Origin of the sequence: Sphingomonas sp. HITSZ_GF (assembly GCF_029543155.1) — a bacterium.
Lineage (GTDB): Bacteria > Pseudomonadota > Alphaproteobacteria > Sphingomonadales > Sphingomonadaceae > Sphingomonas.
The window spans coordinates 226,809-247,023 of sequence record NZ_JARQXA010000002.1 but is presented as its reverse complement, the minus strand read 5'-3'; the positions used below and the strand labels follow the sequence as shown (position 1 = coordinate 247,023).

Here is a 20,215-nt window from a genome sequence, read left to right as displayed (position 1 = left end):
TCTGTCGGGCACGGGGCACCTCTCGATTTCAGGACTATCGATATGCAAAAGCGCACCCTTGGCCACAGCGGCCTGGAAGTATCCACCCTTGGCTTCGGCTGCATGGGGCTCGATTTCGGCTATGCCACCAAGCTGAGCAAGGCCGAGGGCGTGGCGCTGATCGGCGCCGCGGTGGAGCGCGGCGTCACCTTCTTCGACACCGCCGAAGTCTATGGCCCCTTCACCAATGAGGAAATGGTCGGCGAGGCGCTGCGCCCGGTGCGCGACCAGGTGGTGATCGCCACCAAGTTCGGCTTCGACATCGATCCCGCGACCGGCTCCAATCTCGGCAGCGTCAACAGCCGCCCCGATCATATCCGCGCGGCGGTGGAGGGCTCGCTGCGGCGGCTGGGGATCGAGACGATCGACCTGCTCTACCAGCATCGCGTCGATCCCGCGGTGCCGATCGAGGACGTCGCCGGCACGGTCCGCGATCTGATCGCCGAGGGCAAGGCACGCCATTTCGGCATGTCCGAGCCGGGCGAGCAGACGCTGCGGCGCGCGCATGCGGTGCAGCCGGTCGCTGCGGTCCAGAATGAATATTCGCTGTGGTGGCGCGCGCCCGAGACGAACGGCATCCTTGCCGCCTGTGACGAGCTCGGCATCGGCTTCGTGCCCTACAGCCCGCTCGGCAAGGGCTTCCTGACCGGTGCGATCACCGCCGGCACCCAGGTGCCCGCCGGCGATTTCCGCGCGAGCACGCCGCGCTTCGCGCCTGAGGCGATCGAGAAGAACCAGGTCTTCGTCGCGCTGCTCCAGCAGGTCGCGGCCGAGAAGGGCGCCACGCCCGCCCAGGTCGCGCTCGCCTGGCTGCTCGCCCGGCGCCCGTACATCGTCCCGATCCCGGGCACGACCAAGCTGCACCGGCTGGAGGAGAATCTCGCCGCGGCCGATCTCGTGCTCGGCGCCGACGAACTCGAGCGGATCGATCGCTCGGCAGCGGCGCTCGAAGTCGAAGGCGATCGCTACGCGCCCGCGCAGATGGCGATGGTCGGCCGGTAAGGCCCTGAATTTCCGACACCCCAAGAACAGAGGAATCCCCATGACCACCCAGGCCAAGGCCTATGCCGCGCAGTCGGCGACCACGCCGCTCGCGCCCTTCACCTTCGAACGCCGCGACCTGCTGCCCGACGACGTCTCGATCGACATCCTGTTCTGCGGCGTCTGCCATTCGGACCTGCACACCGCGCGCAGCGAATGGGACGGCACGCTCTTCCCCTGTGTCCCCGGGCACGAGATCGTCGGCCGCGTTTCCGCGGTGGGCGGCGACGTCACCCGGTTCGCGGTAGGCGACCTGGTCGGCGTCGGTTGCATGGTCGACAGCTGCGGCCATTGCCCGTCCTGCCACGAAGGCGAGGAGCAGTTCTGCGAGACCACCGGCTTCACCGGCACCTATAACGGGCCCGATGCGCATCTCGGCGGCCACACCTTTGGCGGCTATTCGGATCACATCGTCGTCAAGCACGGCTTCGTGCTCAAGATCGGCCATGACGAGAAGGATCTGGCGGCGGTGGCGCCGCTGCTCTGCGCCGGCATCACCACCTATTCGCCGCTCCGCCACTGGAATGCCGGCCCCGGCAAGAAGGTCGGCGTGGTCGGTATCGGCGGCCTGGGTCACATGGGCATCAAGATCGCTGCGGCGATGGGTGCGCATGTCGTCGCCTTCACCACCTCGCCGTCGAAGATCGAGGACGCGAAGAAGCTCGGCGCGCATGAAGTGATCGTCTCGCGCAATGCCGACGAGATGGCGGCGCACGCCAACAGCTTCGACTTCATCCTCGATACGGTGGCGGCGAGCCATGATCTCGATGCGCTGACCGGGCTGCTCAAGCGCGACGGCACGCTCACGCTGGTCGGCGTGCCCGAGCATGCCCATCCCTCGCCTTCGGTGATGAACCTGGTGTTCAAGCGCCGCGCGATCGCCGGCTCGCTGATCGGCGGCATCGCAGAGACGCAGGAGATGCTCGATTTCTGCCACCAGCACGGGCTGACTGCCGATATCGAGATGATCCGGATGGACGAGATCGAGACCGCCTATGACCGGATGACGAAGAGCGACGTGAAGTACCGCTTCGTCATCGACATGGCGACGCTGAAGCAGGATGCCTGATCGGGTACGCCTGAAGTGACACGAGGGGCGCGGCCGGATGGCTGCGCCCCTCGATGTGCAAGTGGGGAGCTTCTGTTGCCCGGTGCTCCCCGTACCGCTGGAATCCCCTTCTGTTGCCCGGTGGGGTCCAACCGCGCATTTTAGTCTAACCTTGGGCCGTTAAGCCGTAGGGTTAGGCCGCAATAGCGAGTGCTTCGTTATCGTTGGCACTTGTGTTTCAGACCGTCACAGTGGCCCAAGCTGAGAGATGGTCAGCGCTTTTCAACACACGTCGATCCTAGTTCGGCCCCGTCATCAACTGCCTTGCCAGATAACTGCCAGGTAGCTGGTGGTGGAGCCGCCGGGTACCGCCCCCGGGTCCGCTGCGCCTATTGCACGCCGTCGTTTATCCCCATAGCCGGCCGAAGCCGGCAACTCCCATATAGGGGCGCGATTCATTAATGAAAAGGTCAGGCAGCACGTCCTAAGGCCTTCACAGTGCCGCAAACAATTGGCATGGACGTTTCGAACCGATGTTGACCCAGCGTTCCCGTTACGCCCTTCGCGCGATGCTCTTCCTTGCCGGCCAGCCCGTGGCGGGTGCGCCGACGCCGATGAACCGCATCGCCGCCGAAGCCAATGTGCCGCGCAAGTTCCTCGAGCTGATCCTGGCCGATCTGCGCGAAGCCGGGTTCCTCAGCTCCACCCGTGGCAAGGCCGGCGGCTATCGCCTGGCACGGGCCAAGCATCTGATTTCGCTCGGCGAGATCATCCGGGTGATCGAGGGGCCGCTGGCGCTGGTCCCGTGTGTCAGCCGCACCGCCTATCGCCCGTGCAACGATTGCAAGGACGAGGCGAGCTGCGCGATCCGCCACGCCATGGCGCGCGTGCGCGACGAGACGGCGCGCATCCTCGACGGCACCAGCCTCGCCGATGCCACTGCGGAAGATCTCGCCGCAGCCTGAGGCTGTCGCAAATCGCTTGTAATGTAGGATTTCGTCTGGTTGCGTCGTCTGATGACGTCCGCCGGTCTCTTGCCGCCTTTTCAGCCGGCAAGGGGAGCCGCGGGCAAAGTGAAACGATTTGCCGCGACTCCCTTCACTTTGGGCTCAGCCCGCCTTCTTCTTCAGCTCGTCGCGGATCTCGCGCAGCAGCGTGATGTCCGCCGGCTCGGCGGCTGTGGCTTCCTCCGGCTTCGGCATCACGCGGTTCACGGCGCGCACCAGCAGGAAGATGATGAAGGCGACGATCAGGAAATTGACCGCGGCGGTGATGAAGGCGCCATAGCCGAACAGCGGCACGCCCGCCTTCTTCAGCGCGGCATAGTCGGTCGATCCGGCCAGCGCGGCGGGCACCGGGCCCAGCGCGATGAAGTAGCTCGAGAAATCGAGCCCGCCGAAGATCTTGCCGATCAGCGGCATCAGCAGGTCGTCGGTCAGCGAGCTGACGATCTTGCTGAACGCCGCGCCGATGATAACCGCAACGGCGAGGTCGAGCACGTTGCCGCGCGAGATGAACGCCTTGAATTCCTTGAACATCCCCTGGTCTCCCACCTGCTGCCGCCAGGGCGCGGCAGCGCGCCCATGATGCACTTCTCACGGCTTCGCGCAAATCCGCCCTGTCCGATTTCGCTTTCGGAGCCGGGTGTTGCCACTGTATAAGACACCCACGAACCAGATCCGGAGGATCATATAGTGATGAAGTTTCGTGCCGTTCTCGCCCTTGCCGCCGCCGCGCTGCTCGCCGGCTGCGGGCTCAACAGCGTGCCCACCGCGGAAGAGAATGCGAAGGCGAAATGGGCCGATGTCCAGGCCGCGTACCAGCGCCGTGCGGACACGATCCCCGCGCTGGTCAACACGGTGAAGGGCGCCGCCGCATCGGAAGGCAAGATCCTGACCGACGTGGTCGAGGCGCGCGCCAAGGCCACCTCGGTGCAGATCAAGGCCGACGACCTCACCGATCCGAACAAGGTTGCGGCCTTCCAGGCGGCGCAGAACCAGTTCAGTGGCTCGATCGGGCGGCTGCTCGCCAGCGTCGAGGCCTATCCGCAGCTCCAGAGCCAGGCGACCTTCAAGACGCTGATGGATCAGGTCGAAGGCAGCAACAACCGCATCACCATCGCGGTGCGCGACTACAACACCGCGGTCCAGGCCTATAACACCCGCATCCGCACCTTCCCCGACGCGATCGGCGCCAAGATCTTCTACGGCGCCAAGCCGATGGTGCCGTTCCAGGCCCAGGCCGGTGCGGAGAAGATGCCCGACGTCAGCTTCGGGAACAGCAACTGATCCTGAGAGCGCTCCTTCTCTGCGGGGCGCTCGCGGCGTGCAAGCCCGCGACGCAAGCCGCGCAGCCCGCCTCCGCCGGATGCACGCCTCCGGCGGCGACGGCGGAGCCCGTGGCCGATGCCGATCTGGCCGCGGCGCAGGCGCCCGGGGCCGCGCCCTCGGGCTATGATTTCCCGGCGCTCACCGGGCGCGTGGTCGATGGCGCGAACCTCCTGACGGTCAGCCAGCGGCGCGCGCTCTCGAACCGGCTGGTAGATGCCGAGAAGCGCTCGAAGCACCAGTTCGTGGTGGTGACCGTGCAGAGCCTGGGCGGCCATGTCATCGAGGACTATGGCCTCAACCTCGGCCGCACCTGGGGCATCGGCCGCAAATGCTTCAACGACGGCGTGCTGCTGATCGTCGCGCCGAACGAGCGCAAGGTCCGCATCGAAGTCGGCTATGGCCTCGAAAAGGCGCTGACCGATGCGGAGGCCAAGGCAGTCATCGACACGGATATCCTGCCGCGCTTCAAGGCCGGCGACATGCCCGGCGGCATCGCCGCCGGCAGCGAAGCCATCATTCGCGAGATCACTCAATGACCCTGTTGCGTAGCCTGCTCGCGTTGCTGCTCGTCCTGGTGCCGCTCTCGGCCCAGGCGCAGCCCAATTTTCCCAAGCTCACCGGCCGGGTGGTCGACGAGGCGCATCTGCTCTCGGTGCCCCAGGTCGCCGAGCTCACCCAGCTTTCGGAGCAGGTCGAGCAGGCCTCGACGCGCCAGTTCGTCGTCGTCACCATTCCCGATCTGCAGGGCTATGACATTGCCGACTACGGCTATCAGCTCGGGCGCAGCTGGGGGATCGGCCAGAAGGACGCCAAGAACGGCATCCTGCTGATCGTCGCGCCCAACGAGCGCAAGGTCCGCATCGAAGTGGGCTACGGCCTCGAGCCGATCATGACCGACGGCATGTCCAGCCAGATCATCAACGAGACGATCATTCCCAAATTCAAGGCGGGCGACATGCCCGGCGGCATCATGGCAGGCGCCAAGGCGATCGCCGAGCAGATGAAGCTGCCCCTGGAGGCTGCCGAGCAGCGCGCGCAGGAGCAGCAGGCCAAGGTCACCCAGAAGCGCCAGAAGAGCCACAGCAGTGGCGGCTTCCCGATCGGCTTGATCTTCTGGGGCATCATCTTCTTGTTCGTGATCCTGCCGATGCTCGGGCTCGGCCGGCGCAAGCGGCGTGGCCCCTGGGACCGGCGCTATCGCGGCGACGACAGCGGCGCGCTGCCGATCATCCTCTGGTCGATCGCCAACGAGATCGGCCGCGAGGCCGGCCGGGGCGGCGGCAGCAGCTGGGGCGGCGGAGGCGGTGGCGGCTGGGGCGGCGGCGGTGGAGGCGGCGGCTTCTCCGGCGGCGGTGGATCGTTCGGGGGCGGCGGCGCCTCGGGGAGCTGGTGAGATGCAATTGACCGATCAGGACCGCCAGGCCGTCACCGATGCCGTCACCGCGGCGGAGCTCACCACCAATGGCGAGATCGTCACCGTCGTCGCGGGGCGCTCGGATCCCTATCACGACGTGGCGCTGCACTGGGCGGTGCTGGCGATGCTGCTCGTCCTGGCGCTGCTCGCCTGGCAGCCCTGGCCGGCCGAGTGGCTCCACACCCGCTTCGTCGACAATTGGGCGCAGGTGGTGCCGGCGCGCTGGTATCTCACGATCGCGCTGGTGCTGATGGCGGCGACCTTCCTGGTGGTGCGGGTGGTGCTGGCGCTCGATGCGCTGCGGCTGCTGCTCACCCCCGGCGCGACCAAGACGCGCCGGGTGCATCGCCGGGCGCTGGCGCTGTTTCGTGCCGCCGCCGAGAAGCGCACCCGCGGCTCGACCGGCGTGCTGGTCTATCTGAGCCTGGCCGAGCACCGCGCCGAGATCATCGCCGACGAGGCGATCCACTCCAGGGTGACCGCGGACGTGTGGGGCGCGGCGATGGCGGCGCTGATCAAGGGCGTGAAGGACAAGCATGCCGGAGACGGCATGGCCGAGGCGGTGCGCCAGATCGGCCTGGTGCTGGCCGAGCATTTCCCCCGCAGCGAGGACGATGTGAACGAGCTTCCCGACCGGCTGATCGAATTGTGAGCGACGAGATCGAGGAAATCACCTGGCAGGGCAAGTGGATCACCGCCAGGCGCCGGGGCAAATGGGAATATGTCTCGCGTGCCCGCGGCATCCGCGCCGCCGCGATCATTGCGATTGACGATGAGGATCATGTCCTGCTGGTCGATCAGTACCGCGTGCCGCTGGGCAAGCGCTGCCTAGAGCTGCCCGCCGGGCTGATCGGCGACGAGGCGGGGCGCGAAGGCGATTCGCCGCTGGAGACTGCGCGCCGCGAGCTGATCGAGGAGACGGGCTATGACTGCGGGGCGGTGGAGAATCTGGGCGATTACTTCGCCTCGCCGGGGCTGGTGACGGAGAGCTTCACGCTGGTGCGGGCGACCGGCCTCACCAGGGTGGGCGAAGGCGGCGGGCTGGAGGACGAGGACATCGTCGTCCACCGCGTGCCGCGCAGCGACCTCGCCGCGTTCGTCGCCGCCAAGCGCGCCGAAGGGCTGGGGATCGACGCGAAAATCCTGCTGCTTTTGTCGGGAGCGCTGCTGACGGACTGAGCCAAAGCCGTCACCCCGGCCTTGTGCCGGGGGCCACCGCGAGGCGAGCTATGAACAAGAGGTTCGATGCCAATCGATGCGGCACCGTGGACCCCGGCACAAGGCCGGGGTGACGCTCAAACTACGGTGACGCTATCGTTCGTTCAGCGGAAGTTATCCGCATAGGCCTGGAGCTTGAGCTTGCGCTCGGGCGCCGCGACCACATGGAAGGCCAGGCCCTCGCGCTCGGCATAGCCGGTGGCGGCCTCCAGCGTCGGGAAGCTCATCCGCAGTTGCGTGGCAGTCGCGTCGCCGCCGGCCCAGCCGGTCAGCGGATCGGCCTGCTGCTGGCGTGCGGGCTCGAACTCGAGGATCCAGCTCGTCGTGCGTGCGCGGCCCGACTGCATGGCGTTCTTGGGCTTCTGGTAGATGCGGGCGGTCTTGGTCATGGTGAGTCGCTTTAACGCGGTCCCGCGGCCCTTGCATCAGCCTTTTTCGTCCGAAGCGTCGCGGAGGCCGATGCGGGGTCCTCGGGCCAGGGATGGCGCGGATAGCGGCCGCGCATTTCCTTGGCGACTGCGGCCCAGCTGCCCTTCCAGAAGCCCGGCAGGTCGCGCGTCGTCTGGATCGGCCGGCCGGCGGGCGAGGTGAGGCTCAGCACCAGCGGCGTGCCGTCGCCCAGCACCGGATGCGTGTCGAGCCCGTACAGCGCCTGCACCCGCACCTCGACGGTCGGCCCGCCCTCGGCGGCATAGTCGATCGCATAGCTCGATCCCTCGGGCGTCTCGAAGCGGGCGGGGGCCAGCCGGTCGAGCGCCTTCTGCCCGTCCCAGCCGAGCAGGTTGTTCAGCGCATTGGTCAGCCCCTCGACCGCATCGAGCCGTCGCTTTCCGGCGAGCAGCCCGGGCAACCAGTCGTCGAGCTCGGCCAGCAGCCGTTCGTCGGACAGCGAATCATTGCCGGCATAGGCGGCGCGGGTGCGCAGTGCCTGGGCGGTGCCCGACCAGGGTAGCAGCGCCAGGCCGCGCGCGCGCACGCCCTCGAGCAGCGCCTTCTCGATCTCGGCGGGTTCCGCCGCCGAATCGGGCCCGCTCGAAAGCCGGATCGCGCCGATCCGGCGTTCGCGCAGCGCCTCGATCCGCCCGGTGGCGGGATCGAAGCGGACGCTGCGCTTGGTCTCGATCCGCTCGGCGAACAGCGCCTCGACTTCGGCCGGGTCGATCGGCGCGGCGGAAAGGATGCGCGCGCCCGCGGCCATGCCCTGCGTCTCGGCGACCGCCAGCCATTCGGCGCGGGCGAGCGAAGAGGTGGGATCGAGCTTGAACCCGCGCCCTCCCGTCGAAGCCCAGGTCTCGCCGCTCGCGTCGCGGCGCTTTGCGATCCGATCGGGGAAGGCGAGCGCGACACAGGCGGCGACTTCTTCAAAGCCCTCTCCCCTCCGGGGAGAGGGTTGGGAGAGGGGCAGAGGTGGAGAGTGCGTCGCGCGGGGGGGGGGGGGGCGCCGGGGCCCGCCGGGGGGGGGGGGGGGGGGGGGGGGCCGAGGGGCCCCCGGGCGGCGGGGCGCTGTGCGCCCCGCTGGGGGACGGCGAGCGCGCCCCCGGCGGCGCCTCCTCCCACCCCCTCACCCCCCCGGGGAGTGGGTGGGGAGCGGGGCAGAGGTGGAGAGTGCGTCGCGCTTCCCCTCTCCCCGGCCCTCTCCCCGGAGGGGAGAGGGAGAATTTTCGCCCAGCGCTGCGCCAGTCGCCGCGCATTCTCGGCGCGCGGCCCGCGCTCGTTCCGCCAGCGGCGCAGGCGCAGATCCAGATCGGCATCATTGCCGCCCAGCCCGCGCTCGCCGAGCAGCACCGCGATCTGCGCCGCGGTGCCGGCCATGCCGCGCTCGGCGGCGCGCACCAGCATATGGCCGAGCCGCGGCGGCAGCGGCAGGCCGGCGATCGCCTTGCCATGCGCGGTCGGGCGGCCGGCCTCGTCCAGCGCCTCCAGCGTGCCGAGCCGCTTGCGTGCCTCGACGACGGCGGCCTCGGGCGGCGGGTCGAGCCAGTTGAGGTCGCGCGGATTGCTCACCCCCCACAGCGCGCAATCGAGCACCAGCGCGGAGAGGTCGGCTTCCAATATCTCGGGCGGGTCGAAGCGCGGGAGCCCGGCGGTCGCCGCTTCCTCCCACAGCCGATAGGCAGTCCCCGGCCCCTGGCGCGCGGCGCGGCCGGCGCGCTGGGTGACCGCCGCCTGGCTCGCCCGCTCGGTGACCAGCCGGGTCATGCCGGCGGCACGGTCGTAGCGCGGGCGCCGGGCAAGCCCCGAATCGACAACGATGCGGATTCCCTCGAGCGTCAGCGAGGTTTCGGCGATGGAGGTGGCCAGCACGATCTTGCGCCGTCCCTGCGGATCGGGCGCGATCGCCGCGCGCTGCGCTTGCGGCTCCAGCGAACCGTGCAGCTTGTGGACCACCGCGCCCGGCACCTCGCCGACACGCTCGGCGGTGCGCTCGATCTCGGCGACGCCCGGCAGGAAGGCGAGCACGCCGCCCTCGGCATCGCGCAGCGCGGTGCGGATCGCCGCTGTCACGCTATCCTCGATCCGCGCATCGGCGGCGCGGCCGAGATGGCGCAGCTCGAGCGGCCAGCTCCGCCCCTCGCTTTCGATCACCGGCGCGCCAGACATCAGGTCCGAGAAGCGCGCGCCGTCGAGCGTTGCCGACATTGCCACGATCCGCAGGTCGGGCCTCAGCGCCGCCTGCGCGTCGAGCGCCAGCGCCAGGCCGAAGTCGCTGTCGAGGCTGCGCTCATGCACTTCGTCGAACAGCACGGCGGAAACGCCCGCCAGCTCGGGATCGGCCTGGATGCGATTGACGAAAATGCCCTCGGTGACCACCGTAACCCGCGTCGCCGCCGAGCGCTTGCTGTCCATCCGCGTGGCATAGCCGAAGGTCTGGCCGACCGGTTCGCCCGCCAGCGCCGCCATCCGTTCGCCCGCCGCGCGCGCCGCGAGCCGGCGGGGGGAAAGCAGCAGCACTTCGCCGGTGCACCAGGCCTCGCCGAGCAGTGCCGGCGCCACCGCCGTCGTCTTGCCCGCGCCCGGCGGCGCCACCAGCACGGCGTTGCTCTCCGCCCGCAGCGCGGCGAGCAGATCGGGCAACACGGCATGAATCGGCAGGGCGTCGCTCATTGTGCGCAACCAATTCCCCGAAGCCGGGTTTGGCGCAAGCAAAGCCTAAGGAGCGAATACATGGCGAGAACCCTGGCACAGTTCACGATCACCCCGGACGGCGATGGCGACTATACGCTCCATCTCGAGGACGATGACGGCGAGACGCTGGAATTCACGGCCAGCGAAGAGCAGCTCGATCTGATCGTCGAGGCGATCGAGGAGCAGATGGAAGCCGAGGAAGACGGCCTGCTCGACGACGAGGATGACGATGACGACGAGGATGAAGACGAGGACTGAGCCTCAATAGGCGCGGGCGACCGCGAACTCGACTGCCTCGACCATCGCATCCTTGGCGCTGCCGTTGGCGAACACGCCGAGCGAGTCGATCGCGCGCTGGCCGTAATGGCGGGCGCGGGCGAGCGTGTCGTCGACCGAGCGGCTGGCCTGCACCAGTTTGATCGCCTCGGCGAAGTCGGCATCCGAATTGCGGTGGCCCGCGATCGCGTCCTTCCAGAAGGCGCGTGCAGCTTCGTCGCCGCGTGCATAGGCGAGGATCACCGGCAGCGTCATCTTGCCTTCGCGGAAATCGTCGCCGGCATCCTTGCCCATCGTGCCCGCGTCCGAGACATAGTCGATCGCGTCGTCGACCAACTGGAAGGCGATGCCCAGGTTGCGGCCATAGGCGTCGAGCGCCAGTTCCTCGGCCTCCGAGCGCTCGGCGACCACCGCGGCGATGCGGCAGGCGGCGGCGAACAGCGCGGCGGTCTTGGCGCCGATGATGTCGAGATAACGTTCCTCGCCCAGATCGAGCCGGCGCACGGCGGTGAGCTGGTTGACTTCGCCCTCGGCGATCACGGCGCTGGCGTTGCTGAGGATGTGCAGCGCCTTCAGGCTCTCGCTCTCCACCATCAGCTCGAACGACTTGCTGAACAGGAAGTCGCCGACCAGCACGCTCGCCGGGTTGCCCCAGATGATGTTGGCGGTGCGGCGGCCGCGGCGCAGGTCCGAGCTGTCGACCACGTCGTCGTGCAGCAGCGTCGCGGTGTGGATGAACTCCACCGCGGCGGCGAGCCGGTGGTGGCGGGTGCCCGGATAGCCGAGCAGCTTGGCGCTGGCGAGCGTCAGCATCGGGCGCATGCGCTTGCCGCCGCCGGCGATCAGATGGCCGGCCAGCTCCGGGATCAGCGGAATCTCGGACTGCATGCGATCGAGGATCACCGCGTTCACGAGGTTCATGTCGTGGGCGACCAGCGCCATCATCGGATCGAGCGAGGGGGCGGGGCCGGCGCCGAGGCGATGGATGGTAGCGCTCATGCCCAAGCCTGTGGCGGGTGCAGCGCACAAAGGCAAGGCTTGCGTGACCTTACGTCCTGCGCAAAGAGGCGGCCATGGCCGACGAGACTCTAACCCGCTATCGCCAGAGCATCGACAATATCGATGCCGCGCTCGTGTTCCTGCTCGCCGAGCGCTTCAAGGTCACGCAGGCGGTGGGGCGCTACAAGGCGGAATCGGGCCTGCCGCCCGCCGATCCCGGCCGCGAGGACCGCCAGATCGCCCGGCTGCGCGAGCTCGCGAAGACCGCCGACCTCGATCCGGAATTCTCCGAGAAGTTCCTGCGCTTCATCATCGATGAGGTGATCCGGCATCACGAGCAGATGCAGGGCGGAACCGGCAAGGCCTGATACCGTTCGGGTCAAAGCGAGGGGAGTGAGCTTTGGCCGATGATTTCCTGATCTTCCGACCCGACGATGTCGATCTCAGCCGTTCCCCGCTGCGCAACGGCGTGGCGGAGCCGACGCATGTGCTCGGGGCGTTCAACCCAGGCCTGGCGCGGCTGCCTAACGGCAATTTGCTGCTGATGGTCCGCGTGGCCGAAGCGCTGCGCGATCCGGTGGACGGCGCGCATGCCCGCGCAGTGCGCTGGACGCCGCAGGGCTATGTCCTCGATCGCCATGCCGTCTCCGGCATCGACATGGACGATCCGCGCCAGTTCGCGCTCAAGGACCGCAACCCGCGCCTGCTCGGCCTGACCTCGCTCTCCTGGCTGCTCCCGGTCGAGCTGAGCAAGGACGGTGGCGCGATCGTGAAGGTCCATTACGACAAGGCGATCCAGCCCTCGGCCAGCTTCATGGATTATGGCGTCGAGGATGCGCGGATCAGCCTGGTTGGCGGGCGCTGGTGGATGACGGTGTGCGGCGTCTCGGCCGAGCGGCACTGCACCGCCATGTACCATTCGGTGAACGGGCTCGACTACACGCTGCTCGGCATCGTCCTCGATCACCAGAACAAGGACATGATCCTGTTCGAGGGCAAGCCGGGCGGCAAGTACATGGCGCTCACCCGGCCGCTGGGCGAATGCTATTTCGCCTATCCCGAGGACAGCCCCTGGCTGGGCGGGCCGGCGATCAACATGGCCCAGTCGCCTGACGGGCTGCACTGGAAGCCGCTCGACACGCCGGGCATCCGCGCGCGCAAGGGCACCAGCTCGACCCAGCGGATCGGCGGCGGCAGCCAGCCGGTGCTCACGCCCCAGGGCTGGATGCTGATCTATCACGGCGTCGAGAAGCAGGGCGCGGTCGGCGTCTATCGCAGCTTCTGGGCGCTGCTCGACAAGGACGATCCGTCAAAGATCCTGCGGCTCGAGGACGAGACACCTTTGCTCGAAGCCAATCCCGCGCTCACCGATCCGATCGCACACCAGCTCTATCTGCCGACCCCGGTGGTGTTCACCACCGGCGTGGCGGATGCGGGCGACCATTATATCGCGGCCAGCGGCGAGGCCGATCTCGCCTGCCGCATCACGCGTATTTCGAAGGAGCGGTTCAAGTGACCTGGCCTTTCCGTTCCCCGGCGAAAGCCGGGGCCCAGGGTTTCTCTGCGATACCGCTTGTGGCTCTGGGCCCCGGCTTTCGCCGGGGAACAGGGGGGAGTCGTATCGCATGACCGAATGGTGGAAATCCGCTGTCATCTACCAGGTCTATCCGCGTTCCTTCCAGGACACGAACGGCGACGGCATCGGCGATCTGAAGGGCATCGAGCGCCGGCTCGACGACCTAAAGGCGCTGGGGATCGACGCGATCTGGATCTCGCCGATCTTCCCCTCGCCGATGGCCGATTTCGGCTATGACGTGGCGGATTATTGCGACGTCGATCCGCGCTTCGGCACGCTTGCCGATTTCGATGCGCTGCTCGCCGCCGCGCACGCACGCGACATCAAGCTGCTGCTCGATCTGGTGCCCAACCACACATCCGACCAGCATCCCTGGTTCAAGGAGAGCCGCTCGGCGCAGGACGATCCCCGCCGCGACTGGTATATCTGGCGCGATGCGAAGCCCGACGGTTCGCCGCCCAACAACTGGATCAGCGATTTCGGCGGCTCGGCCTGGGAATGGGACCAGGCCACCGGCCAATATTACTACCACGCCTTCCTGAAGGAGCAGCCCGACCTCAACTGGCGCAACCCGGCGGTGCGCTCGGCGATGCTCAACGTGCTGCGCTTCTGGTTCGAGCGCGGGATCGACGGGTTCCGGATCGACGTGCTGTGGCACATGGTCAAGCATGTCGACCTGCCCGACAATCCGGTGAACACCGAATGGCAGCCGGGCGAGCCCGATTACACCCGCGTCCACCAGCTCCATTCGACCGACCAGCCCGAAGTGCACGACATCGCCGCCGAGATGCGCGCGCTCGCCGACGAATTCGGGGCGCGGGTGCTGATCGGCGAGATCTACCTGCCGGTGCCCAGGCTCGTCGGCTATTATGGCACGGCGGAGCAGCCGGGTGTGCATCTGCCCTTCAACTTCCAGCTGATCGGCGCCGAATGGAACGCCCGCAGCCTGGCCGGGATGATCGCCGACTATGAGGGCGCGCTGCCCCCGGGCGGCTGGCCGAACTGGGTGCTCGGCAATCACGATCGCCCGCGCATCGCCACGCGCGTCGGGCCCGAGCAGGCGCGCATCGCGATGATGCTGCTCCTCCTGCTGCGCGGCACGCCGACGCTCTATTATGGCGACGAGATCGGCATGGAGGACGGCGCGATCCCGCCCGGACTTGTCCAGGATCCGCGCGAGATCCGCGATCCCGGCATCGGCCTCGGCCGCGATCCGGTGCGCACCCCGATGGCCTGGGATGCCGGCGCAAATGCCGGGTTCAGCACCGCCGATCCCTGGCTGCCGCTCCACCCCGACTGGCTGGCGCGCAATGTCGAGGTCCAGCGCGGCGATCCGGCCTCGATGTGGCGGCTGACGCAGAAGCTGCTCTTCCTGCGCCACGAGCATCCCGCGCTCAAGCTGGGCGACTATCACCCGGTCGACGCCGGCGGCGACCTGCTCGCCTGGGAACGGCGGCTCGAGCATGACCGGCTGCTCGTCGTGCTCAATCTCGGCGACCGGCCCCAGCCTTTCGCCATTCCCGAATGGGCCGAGGATTTCACCATCCTCGCCTCGGCGCGCGGCGGCCAGGACCCGGCGCTGCTCGCGCCCAATGAAGGCTATGTGCTCGGATGAGGATCGCGATGCTGGCGCCGATCGCGTGGCGCACGCCGCCGCGCCACTATGGCCCGTGGGAGCTGGTGACGAGCCTGTTGACCGAGGCGCTGGTCGCACGCGGCGTCGACGTGACCTTGTTCGCCACCAAGGACTCGATCACCGCCGCCACACTCGATGGCGTGGTGCCGGGCGGCTATGAGGAGACCCCGGACGTCGATGCCAAGGTGTGGGAATATGCCCATCTCGCGCATCTGTTCGAACAGGCCGATCGCTTCGACCTGATCCACAACCAGGCCGATTTCCCTGCGCATGCCTTTTCCGGACTCGTCGAGACGCCGATGGTGACGACGATCCACGGCTTCTCCTCGGATCGCATCCTGCCGATGTACAAGCCGTTCGAGGACCGGGTGCACTATGTCGCGATCAGCGAGGCGGATCGGAATCCGGCGCTGCGCTATGCCGCGACGATCCACCACGGCATCCGGCTCGACGAATTCCCCTTCGAGGCCGACGGTGGCGAGGACCTGCTGTTCTTCGGCCGCATGCATCCCGACAAGGGCGCGGCCGAGGCGATCGAAGTGGCGCGCGCCACCGGGCGGCGGCTCAACCTCTACGGCATCGTCCAGGACCAGGGCTATTTCGATCGCGAAGTCGCGCCCTTCCTCGGCGATCGCATCGTCTATCACGGGCCTGTCGGCGGCGCAGAACGGCTCCGCGCGCTCGGCAAGGCACAGGCGCTGCTCCACCTGATCAATTTCGACGAGCCCTTCGGCCTGTCGGTGGTCGAGGCGATGGCATGCGGGACGCCGGTGATCGCGATCGATCGCGGGAGCATGCCCGAGCTGATCACGCCCGAGACCGGCCTGCTGGTCGGCTCGACCGGCGAGGCGATCGCCGCGCTGGCGCAGGTCGAGGCGATCGACCGGACGGCATGCCGCGCACGGGTCGCGGCGCATTTCTCGGTCGAGGCGATGGCGGACAATTATATCCGGCTCTACCGGCGGATCCTTGGCCAATAGCCATCGTCCGGTATCAGCCGTCATCCCGGCGAACGCCGGGATCTCAAGCGGCTCCTTCCCCGCGCCATCGCCTGAGATCCCGGCTTTCGCCGGGATGACGGCTAGTGGGCAAAAGCTGGCTGGTAGGCGTAGAGGCCCGGCGTGCCGCCGGTCATCACGAACAGCACGTCGCCGGTCAGGCTGCCGTCGCGCAGCCCCGCCAGCACGCCGGCGAATGCCTTGCCGCTATAGACCGGGTCGATCAGCAGCCCCTCGGCCCGCGCCATCAGCCGCACGGCCGCCAGCATCGCCTCGGTTGGGATGCCATAGGCTTCGCCGCGCTGCGATCCGTCGATGCGGATCGCCTCGGGCCCGATCTCGCCGCCGCCGAGCAGCGCCAGCGTCTGATGGGCCAGCGCCAGCGTCTCGAGTTCGGCTTCGTCCAGCTCGGCGAGCACGGTGAAGGACAGGATGCGCGCCGGATCGTCGCCCGCGGCGGCCATGCCGGCGGCGAGGCCCGCATGGGTGCCGTGGCTGCCATTGGCGACGAGGATCGTCTCGAAATGCAGGCCCATCTCGGCTTCCTGCGCGCGAATCTCCACGGCGCAGGCGGCATAGCCGAGCGCCCCCACCGGCGAGGAGCCGCCGGCGCCGACGACATAGGGCTTGCGCCCCTCGGCGCGCAGTTCGTCGGCGCGAATATGCGCGGCGGTCAGCGCATTGGCGCCGCGCGGCAGGTGATGCACCGTGGCGCCGAACAGCCCGTCGAGCAGCTGGTTGCCGTTGTGCAGGTAGCTCGGGTCGGTGCGCGGCACGGTGTCGGTCAGCATCAGCTCGGCCGAAAGCCCCATCTTCGCCGATGCCGCCGCGCTCAGCCTGGCATGGTTGGATTGGCGGGCGCCGGTGGTGATGAAGGTGTCGCAGCCCTGCTCGATCGCCGCGCCGAGCAGATATTCGAGCTTGCGCAACTTGTTGCCGCCGCCGCCCAGCCCCATCAGGTCGTCGCGCTTGACGAAGAGGCGAGCGCCCTTGAGCGCCAGCGCCGCCTCGATCCGCTCCAGCCGCTGGATCGGAGTCGGCGCATCGAACAGCGCGACGCGCGGGAATTGCCGGCGACCCATTATTCCGCTGCCAACAGGCTTTCCGCCCCGCCGAGATCGACCGAGACCAGCCGGCTGACGCCGCGCTCGACCATGGTGACGCCGAACAGCCGGTGCATGCGGCTCATCGTCGCGGCATTGTGGGTGACGATCAGGTAGCGGGTCGCGGTTTCCTCGGTCATCCGTTCGAGCAGGTCGCAGAAGCGATCGATATTGGCGTCGTCGAGCGGCGCGTCGACTTCGTCGAGCACGCAGATCGGCGCGGGGTTGGTGAGGAACAAGGCGAAGATCAGCGCGACTGCCGTAAGCGCCTGCTCGCCGCCCGAAAGCAGCGTCAGCGACTGGAGCTTCTTGCCCGGCGGCTGCGCCATGATCTCGAGCCCGGCCTCGAGCGGATCGTCCGAATCGATCAGCTCGAGATGCGCCGCGCCGCCGTTGAACAGCGTCGAGAACAGCCGGCGGAAATGCTGGTCGACCGCCTCGAAGGCCGCGAGCAGGCGTTGCCGCCCCTCGCGGTTGAGCGTGCCGATCGAGCCGCGCAGCTGGTTCACCGCCTGGTGCAGCTCGTCGCGCTCGGCGGCGTTGCTGGTGAAGGCGGCCTCGAGCTCGGCCAGCTCGGTCTCGGCGACGAGATTGACCGGGCCGATTCGCTCACGTTCGGCATTGAGCCGTTCGTGCGCGGTCGATTCCTCCTCGGGCGCGCGCACCGTCGCTTCGTCGAACCCGGCCTTTTGCGGCAGGATCGGCGGCGGGCATTCGAAGCGCTCGCCCGAGATGCGGCCCATCTCGATGCGGCGGCTCTCCTGGTTCTCGGCGCGCGCCACGGCGCCGGCGCGTTCCTCGCGCGCCTGGGCGAGGATCTCGTTCGCACCGCGCACCGCGCCTTCGGTCTCGCGCACCGCCATTTCGGCCTCGCGCTCGGCAGCCTGAGCGGCGGCGCTCTCGATGCGCGCCTTCTCGGTTGCCGCCTCGGCCTCGGCAAGCTGCGCGTCGAGCAGGGCAGGGCGTCCGGCCAGCGCTTCGCTCTCCTCAGCCAGCTGGAGCGCGCGCTTCTCCATCTCGTTGGCGCGCCGCGCGGCATCGCCGGCACGCGACTTCCAGCTCTTCGCCTCGGCGCCCGCCGCGGCATGGCGTTCGCGCGCAGCCGAAATCTCGCGTTCCAGCGTGCCGCGTTCGGCGCGGGCGGAGGCAGAGGCGGCGCGCTTGCCTTCGGCATCGCTGGAAAGCGCAGCGACGCGCGCGCGCGTCTCGGTGCCGTCGGGCAATGCCGCCTTGGCCGCTTCGGCGCGGCCCAGCTCGGTGGCCGCCTCGTCCTGCTCGGCGGCGACGCGGCGGATGCGCGTGTCGAGATCGGCGCGCTGCGAATCGAGCCGTTCGAGCTGCGCAGTGGCGCGGTCCTCGGCCCGGGTAGCGTCGCGCCCGGCATTCTCGGCATGTTCGAGCACGCGGCGGCAATCGGCAGCCGCGCGCCGCGCTTCGGCGATATTCTCCTCGATCCGCGCCAGCTCGGCATCGGCGCTCTCGACCGCGCGCACCGCGGCGGGACGCGCCTTCTCGATCGCGATCAGCCGGTTGACCCGCACCAGCCGCTCGGCCGCGGCGGCGCCGCCCGACCTGGCGACATAGCCGTCCCAGCGGCGCAGCGTGCCGGCAAGCGTCACCAGCCGCTGGCCGACCGCGAGCGGCTGGCCCTTGTCCTCCTGGGCGACCAGCACCTGGGCAAGGCGCCGCGCCAGCCCGGCCGGCGCCTGGACATGGCGGCCGAGCGGTGTGGTGTCCGCCGGCGCACCGGGATCGCCCGGCTGCGCCTCGGCGCCGGCCCAATAGCGCTCGGCCGCGGTGTCGAGCCCGGCTTCTAGATCGTCGCCCAGCGCCGCGGCCAGCGCGCGCTCATAGCCGGCATCGACCTTGAGCTTGTCGAGCAGCCGGTCCTTGTCCGAAGGCCGCGTCGCCTTGACCAGTGCGGCGGATTCGCTGTCGAGCTGGGCCAGCTCGGCATGCGCGGTGGCGCGCGCCACCTGGGCATGGTTGCGCCCCTCGATCGCGCTGCGCTCCTCTGCGTCGGCGCGGGTGAGCCCGGTGCGCGCGCTTTCCGCCTGGCGCACCGCCTGCGCGCGCGCCTCGGCCGCCCGTGCCTTCTCGGCCTGGAGCGGCTCCGGATCGGGCAGCGCCTTCAGCTCGGCATCGATCCGCGCCCGGTCGCGCTCGGAGCGTTCGGCGCGGGTGCGCGCCGCTGCCAGCGCCGCTTCGGCGACGCGCGCCTCGGCCGCCTCGCTCGCCTGCGCCGCCAGCGCCTGGGCAAGCGCGACTTCGGCATCGCGCGCAGCGCGCTCGGCCTCGGCCAGCGCGGCATCGAGATTGGGCATGCGCGCGGTCGTCTCGGCGATGCGCGTGTCGAGCGCCTTCACTTCCTCGTCGAGCCGGGCCAGCGCCTCGGCGGCGTCGCGGGCGAGCGCGCCTTCGCGGCCGCGATCCTCCTCCAGCCGGCGCACCGATTCCTGTACCTCGGCGATGCGGCGCTCGACCGCCGCCTTGTCCGAGCGCAGCGTGGCGAGCCCGTGCATCGCCTCGGTCGCCTTGTCGCGCACTGCCAAAGCCTCGGCGCGCAGCGTGGCGAGCTTCTCCGCCGCCGCCTGCTGGATCGCCACGGCGGAGTCGTGCGCCTGGGTCCGCGAGGCGACCAGCACCTCGGCAGCCAGCGCTTCCTTCTTCGCCGCATCCGCCGCCGCGGCGGCATCGCGCCAGCGCGCGAAGATCATCCGCGCCTCGGCGACGCGGATCTTGTCCGAAAGCTCGCGGTAGCGCTCGGCCTGGCGCGCCTGGCGCTTGAGCTGCGCGGCACGATTCTCCTGGTCGCCGATCACTTCGTCGAGCCGGGTCAGGTTCGCCTCGGTCGCGCGCAGCCGCTGCTCGGCATCCTTGCGGCGCACATGCAGCCCGGCGATGCCCGCCGCTTCCTCGAGCATCGCCCGGCGCTCGCCCGGCTTGGCCTGGATGATCGCGCCGATCCGCCCCTGGCTGACCAGGGCGGGGGAGTGGGCGCCCGTCGCCGAATCGGCGAAGAGCAGGGCCACGTCCTTGGCGCGCACGTCGCGCCCGTTGATCCGATAGGCGGAGCCGGCGCCGCGCTCGATCCGGCGCACCACTTCCAGTTCGTCGTCGGAGCCGACCTGGTCGGCTTGGATGGTGACTTCGGCGAAATCGCGCGAGGGGCGGGTGGCGGTGCCGGCGAAGATCACATCTTCCATGCCGGCGCCGCGCATCGATTTGGCGCTGGTTTCGCCCATCACCCAGCGCAGCGCTTCGAGCAGGTTCGACTTGCCGCAGCCATTGGGGCCGACGATGCCCGTCAGCCCCGGCTCGATGCGCAGATCGGCAGGGTCGACGAAGCTCTTGAAGCCCGTCAGCCGCAGCCGCTTGATCTGCACGGCGCCCTAGCCCCCGTTCCCGGCG

The 20,215-nt window shown here is 69.1% G+C and carries 18 protein-coding genes, 1 other RNA gene and 2 pseudogenes; 13 read left to right on the top strand and 8 right to left on the bottom strand.

Annotated elements, in window-relative coordinates; translation table 11 throughout:
* Window positions 1-42 precede the first annotated feature (42 nt).
* Window positions 43-1,041, top strand: a complete 999-nt coding sequence (locus tag P6144_RS06950) for an aldo/keto reductase (protein WP_277767007.1) — start codon at window positions 43-45, stop codon at window positions 1,039-1,041.
* Between the two features lie 40 nt (window positions 1,042-1,081).
* A complete protein-coding gene (locus P6144_RS06945; RefSeq protein ID WP_277767006.1) occupies window positions 1,082-2,149 on the top strand; it encodes an NAD(P)-dependent alcohol dehydrogenase in 1,068 nt (355 codons plus the stop codon).
* Between the two features lie 60 nt (window positions 2,150-2,209).
* Here the strand turns inward: P6144_RS06945 and ssrA are convergent.
* Window positions 2,210-2,600, bottom strand: a transfer-messenger RNA (tmRNA) gene (gene ssrA / locus P6144_RS06940).
* A 61-nt stretch (window positions 2,601-2,661) separates the two neighbouring features.
* On the opposite strand from ssrA, the gene P6144_RS06935 reads away from it, so the two are divergent.
* Window positions 2,662-3,093 carry an Rrf2 family transcriptional regulator gene (locus P6144_RS06935; protein ID WP_277767005.1) on the top strand — a complete coding sequence of 144 codons (432 nt, stop codon included), beginning with the start codon at window positions 2,662-2,664 and terminating at the stop codon, window positions 3,091-3,093.
* Window positions 3,094-3,237: 144 nt separating this feature from the next.
* On the opposite strand, the gene mscL is transcribed toward P6144_RS06935, so the two are convergent.
* Window positions 3,238-3,666 (bottom strand): large conductance mechanosensitive channel protein MscL, encoded by a 429-nt coding sequence (gene mscL, locus P6144_RS06930; protein ID WP_277767004.1) that lies wholly within the window; start codon window positions 3,664-3,666, stop codon window positions 3,238-3,240.
* Window positions 3,667-3,825: 159 nt separating this feature from the next.
* Here mscL and P6144_RS06925 point away from each other — a divergent pair, with 159 nt between their 5' ends.
* The 5 genes from P6144_RS06925 to P6144_RS06905 all read left to right on the top strand — a co-directional run bounded on the left by P6144_RS06925 (window position 3,826) and on the right by P6144_RS06905 (window position 7,051).
* On the top strand, window positions 3,826-4,416 hold the full coding sequence (locus P6144_RS06925; RefSeq protein WP_277767003.1) for a LemA family protein: 591 nt from the start codon (window positions 3,826-3,828) through the stop codon (window positions 4,414-4,416).
* 110 nt (window positions 4,417-4,526) lie between these two features.
* Complete coding sequence (locus P6144_RS06920; RefSeq protein WP_277767002.1) at window positions 4,527-4,994, top strand: TPM domain-containing protein; 468 nt, start codon at window positions 4,527-4,529, stop codon at window positions 4,992-4,994.
* Window positions 4,991-5,851 (top strand): TPM domain-containing protein, encoded by an 861-nt coding sequence (locus tag P6144_RS06915; RefSeq protein ID WP_277767001.1) that lies wholly within the window; start codon window positions 4,991-4,993, stop codon window positions 5,849-5,851. The genes P6144_RS06920 and P6144_RS06915 overlap by 4 nt, the downstream gene beginning before the upstream one ends.
* A gap of 1 nt (window position 5,852) precedes the next feature.
* Entirely contained in the window at window positions 5,853-6,524 is a 672-nt protein-coding gene (locus tag P6144_RS06910) for a hypothetical protein (protein WP_277767000.1), read from the top strand.
* Window positions 6,521-7,051, top strand: a complete 531-nt coding sequence (locus P6144_RS06905) for an NUDIX hydrolase (RefSeq protein ID WP_277766999.1) — start codon at window positions 6,521-6,523, stop codon at window positions 7,049-7,051. Before P6144_RS06910 ends, P6144_RS06905 begins: the two co-directional genes overlap by 4 nt.
* 143 nt (window positions 7,052-7,194) lie before the next feature.
* On the opposite strand, the gene P6144_RS06900 is transcribed toward P6144_RS06905, so the two are convergent.
* The 3 genes and pseudogenes from P6144_RS06900 to hrpB form a co-directional block, all read right to left on the bottom strand.
* Window positions 7,195-7,479, bottom strand: coding sequence for an NADH dehydrogenase ubiquinone Fe-S protein 4 (locus P6144_RS06900; RefSeq protein WP_277766998.1), 285 nt, complete (start codon window positions 7,477-7,479; stop codon window positions 7,195-7,197).
* A gap of 11 nt (window positions 7,480-7,490) precedes the next feature.
* Window positions 7,491-8,447: pseudogene (locus P6144_RS06895) on the bottom strand (ATP-dependent helicase C-terminal domain-containing protein); the annotation flags it as partial.
* 296 nt (window positions 8,448-8,743) lie between these two features.
* Window positions 8,744-10,195: pseudogene (gene hrpB / locus P6144_RS06890) on the bottom strand (ATP-dependent helicase HrpB); the annotation flags it as partial.
* A gap of 60 nt (window positions 10,196-10,255) precedes the next feature.
* Between hrpB and P6144_RS06885 the strand changes: the two are divergent.
* Window positions 10,256-10,474 (top strand): hypothetical protein, encoded by a 219-nt coding sequence (locus tag P6144_RS06885; protein ID WP_277766997.1) that lies wholly within the window; start codon window positions 10,256-10,258, stop codon window positions 10,472-10,474.
* A gap of 3 nt (window positions 10,475-10,477) precedes the next feature.
* Here P6144_RS06885 and P6144_RS06880 read toward each other — a convergent pair whose 3' ends face one another.
* Window positions 10,478-11,491, bottom strand: coding sequence for a polyprenyl synthetase family protein (locus P6144_RS06880; protein ID WP_277766996.1), 1,014 nt, complete (start codon window positions 11,489-11,491; stop codon window positions 10,478-10,480).
* A gap of 74 nt (window positions 11,492-11,565) precedes the next feature.
* Here P6144_RS06880 and P6144_RS06875 point away from each other — a divergent pair, with 74 nt between their 5' ends.
* The 4 genes from P6144_RS06875 (at window position 11,566) to P6144_RS06860 (ending at window position 15,683) form a co-directional block, all read left to right on the top strand.
* Window positions 11,566-11,859 carry a chorismate mutase gene (locus P6144_RS06875; RefSeq protein WP_277766995.1) on the top strand — a complete coding sequence of 98 codons (294 nt, stop codon included), beginning with the start codon at window positions 11,566-11,568 and terminating at the stop codon, window positions 11,857-11,859.
* A 32-nt stretch (window positions 11,860-11,891) separates the two neighbouring features.
* Entirely contained in the window at window positions 11,892-13,007 is a 1,116-nt protein-coding gene (locus P6144_RS06870; RefSeq protein ID WP_277766994.1) for a glycosidase, read from the top strand.
* Window positions 13,008-13,116: 109 nt separating this feature from the next.
* Entirely contained in the window at window positions 13,117-14,682 is a 1,566-nt protein-coding gene (locus tag P6144_RS06865) for an alpha-amylase family glycosyl hydrolase (RefSeq protein ID WP_277766993.1), read from the top strand.
* Complete coding sequence (locus P6144_RS06860) at window positions 14,679-15,683, top strand: glycosyltransferase family 4 protein (RefSeq protein ID WP_277766992.1); 1,005 nt, start codon at window positions 14,679-14,681, stop codon at window positions 15,681-15,683. Before P6144_RS06865 ends, P6144_RS06860 begins: the two co-directional genes overlap by 4 nt.
* 101 nt (window positions 15,684-15,784) lie before the next feature.
* Here the strand turns inward: P6144_RS06860 and P6144_RS06855 are convergent, their stop codons facing one another.
* A complete protein-coding gene (locus tag P6144_RS06855) occupies window positions 15,785-16,783 on the bottom strand; it encodes a D-cysteine desulfhydrase family protein (RefSeq protein WP_277766991.1) in 999 nt (332 codons plus the stop codon).
* A complete protein-coding gene (locus P6144_RS06850) occupies window positions 16,783-20,190 on the bottom strand; it encodes an AAA family ATPase (RefSeq protein WP_277766990.1) in 3,408 nt (1,135 codons plus the stop codon). The genes P6144_RS06855 and P6144_RS06850 overlap by 1 nt, the downstream gene beginning before the upstream one ends.
* Window positions 20,191-20,215 lie beyond the last annotated feature (25 nt).

Bases quoted from the DNA above. Each gene is read 5' to 3' on its own strand.
- P6144_RS06950 (WP_277767007.1), top strand. From the start codon at position 43: ATGCAAAAGCGCACCCTTGGCCACAGCGGCCTGGAAGTATCCACCCTT.
- P6144_RS06945 (WP_277767006.1), top strand. From the start codon at position 1,082: ATGACCACCCAGGCCAAGGCCTATGCCGCGCAGTCGGCGACCACGCCG.
- P6144_RS06935 (WP_277767005.1), top strand. From the start codon at position 2,662: ATGTTGACCCAGCGTTCCCGTTACGCCCTTCGCGCGATGCTCTTCCTT.
- mscL (WP_277767004.1), bottom strand. From the start codon at position 3,666: ATGTTCAAGGAATTCAAGGCGTTCATCTCGCGCGGCAACGTGCTCGAC.
- P6144_RS06925 (WP_277767003.1), top strand. From the start codon at position 3,826: ATGAAGTTTCGTGCCGTTCTCGCCCTTGCCGCCGCCGCGCTGCTCGCC.
- P6144_RS06915 (WP_277767001.1), top strand. From the start codon at position 4,991: ATGACCCTGTTGCGTAGCCTGCTCGCGTTGCTGCTCGTCCTGGTGCCG.
- P6144_RS06910 (WP_277767000.1), top strand. From the start codon at position 5,853: ATGCAATTGACCGATCAGGACCGCCAGGCCGTCACCGATGCCGTCACC.
- P6144_RS06900 (WP_277766998.1), bottom strand. From the start codon at position 7,479: ATGACCAAGACCGCCCGCATCTACCAGAAGCCCAAGAACGCCATGCAG.
- P6144_RS06885 (WP_277766997.1), top strand. From the start codon at position 10,256: ATGGCGAGAACCCTGGCACAGTTCACGATCACCCCGGACGGCGATGGC.
- P6144_RS06880 (WP_277766996.1), bottom strand. From the start codon at position 11,491: ATGAGCGCTACCATCCATCGCCTCGGCGCCGGCCCCGCCCCCTCGCTC.
- P6144_RS06875 (WP_277766995.1), top strand. From the start codon at position 11,566: ATGGCCGACGAGACTCTAACCCGCTATCGCCAGAGCATCGACAATATC.
- P6144_RS06865 (WP_277766993.1), top strand. From the start codon at position 13,117: ATGACCGAATGGTGGAAATCCGCTGTCATCTACCAGGTCTATCCGCGT.
- P6144_RS06860 (WP_277766992.1), top strand. From the start codon at position 14,679: ATGAGGATCGCGATGCTGGCGCCGATCGCGTGGCGCACGCCGCCGCGC.
- P6144_RS06855 (WP_277766991.1), bottom strand. From the start codon at position 16,783: ATGGGTCGCCGGCAATTCCCGCGCGTCGCGCTGTTCGATGCGCCGACT.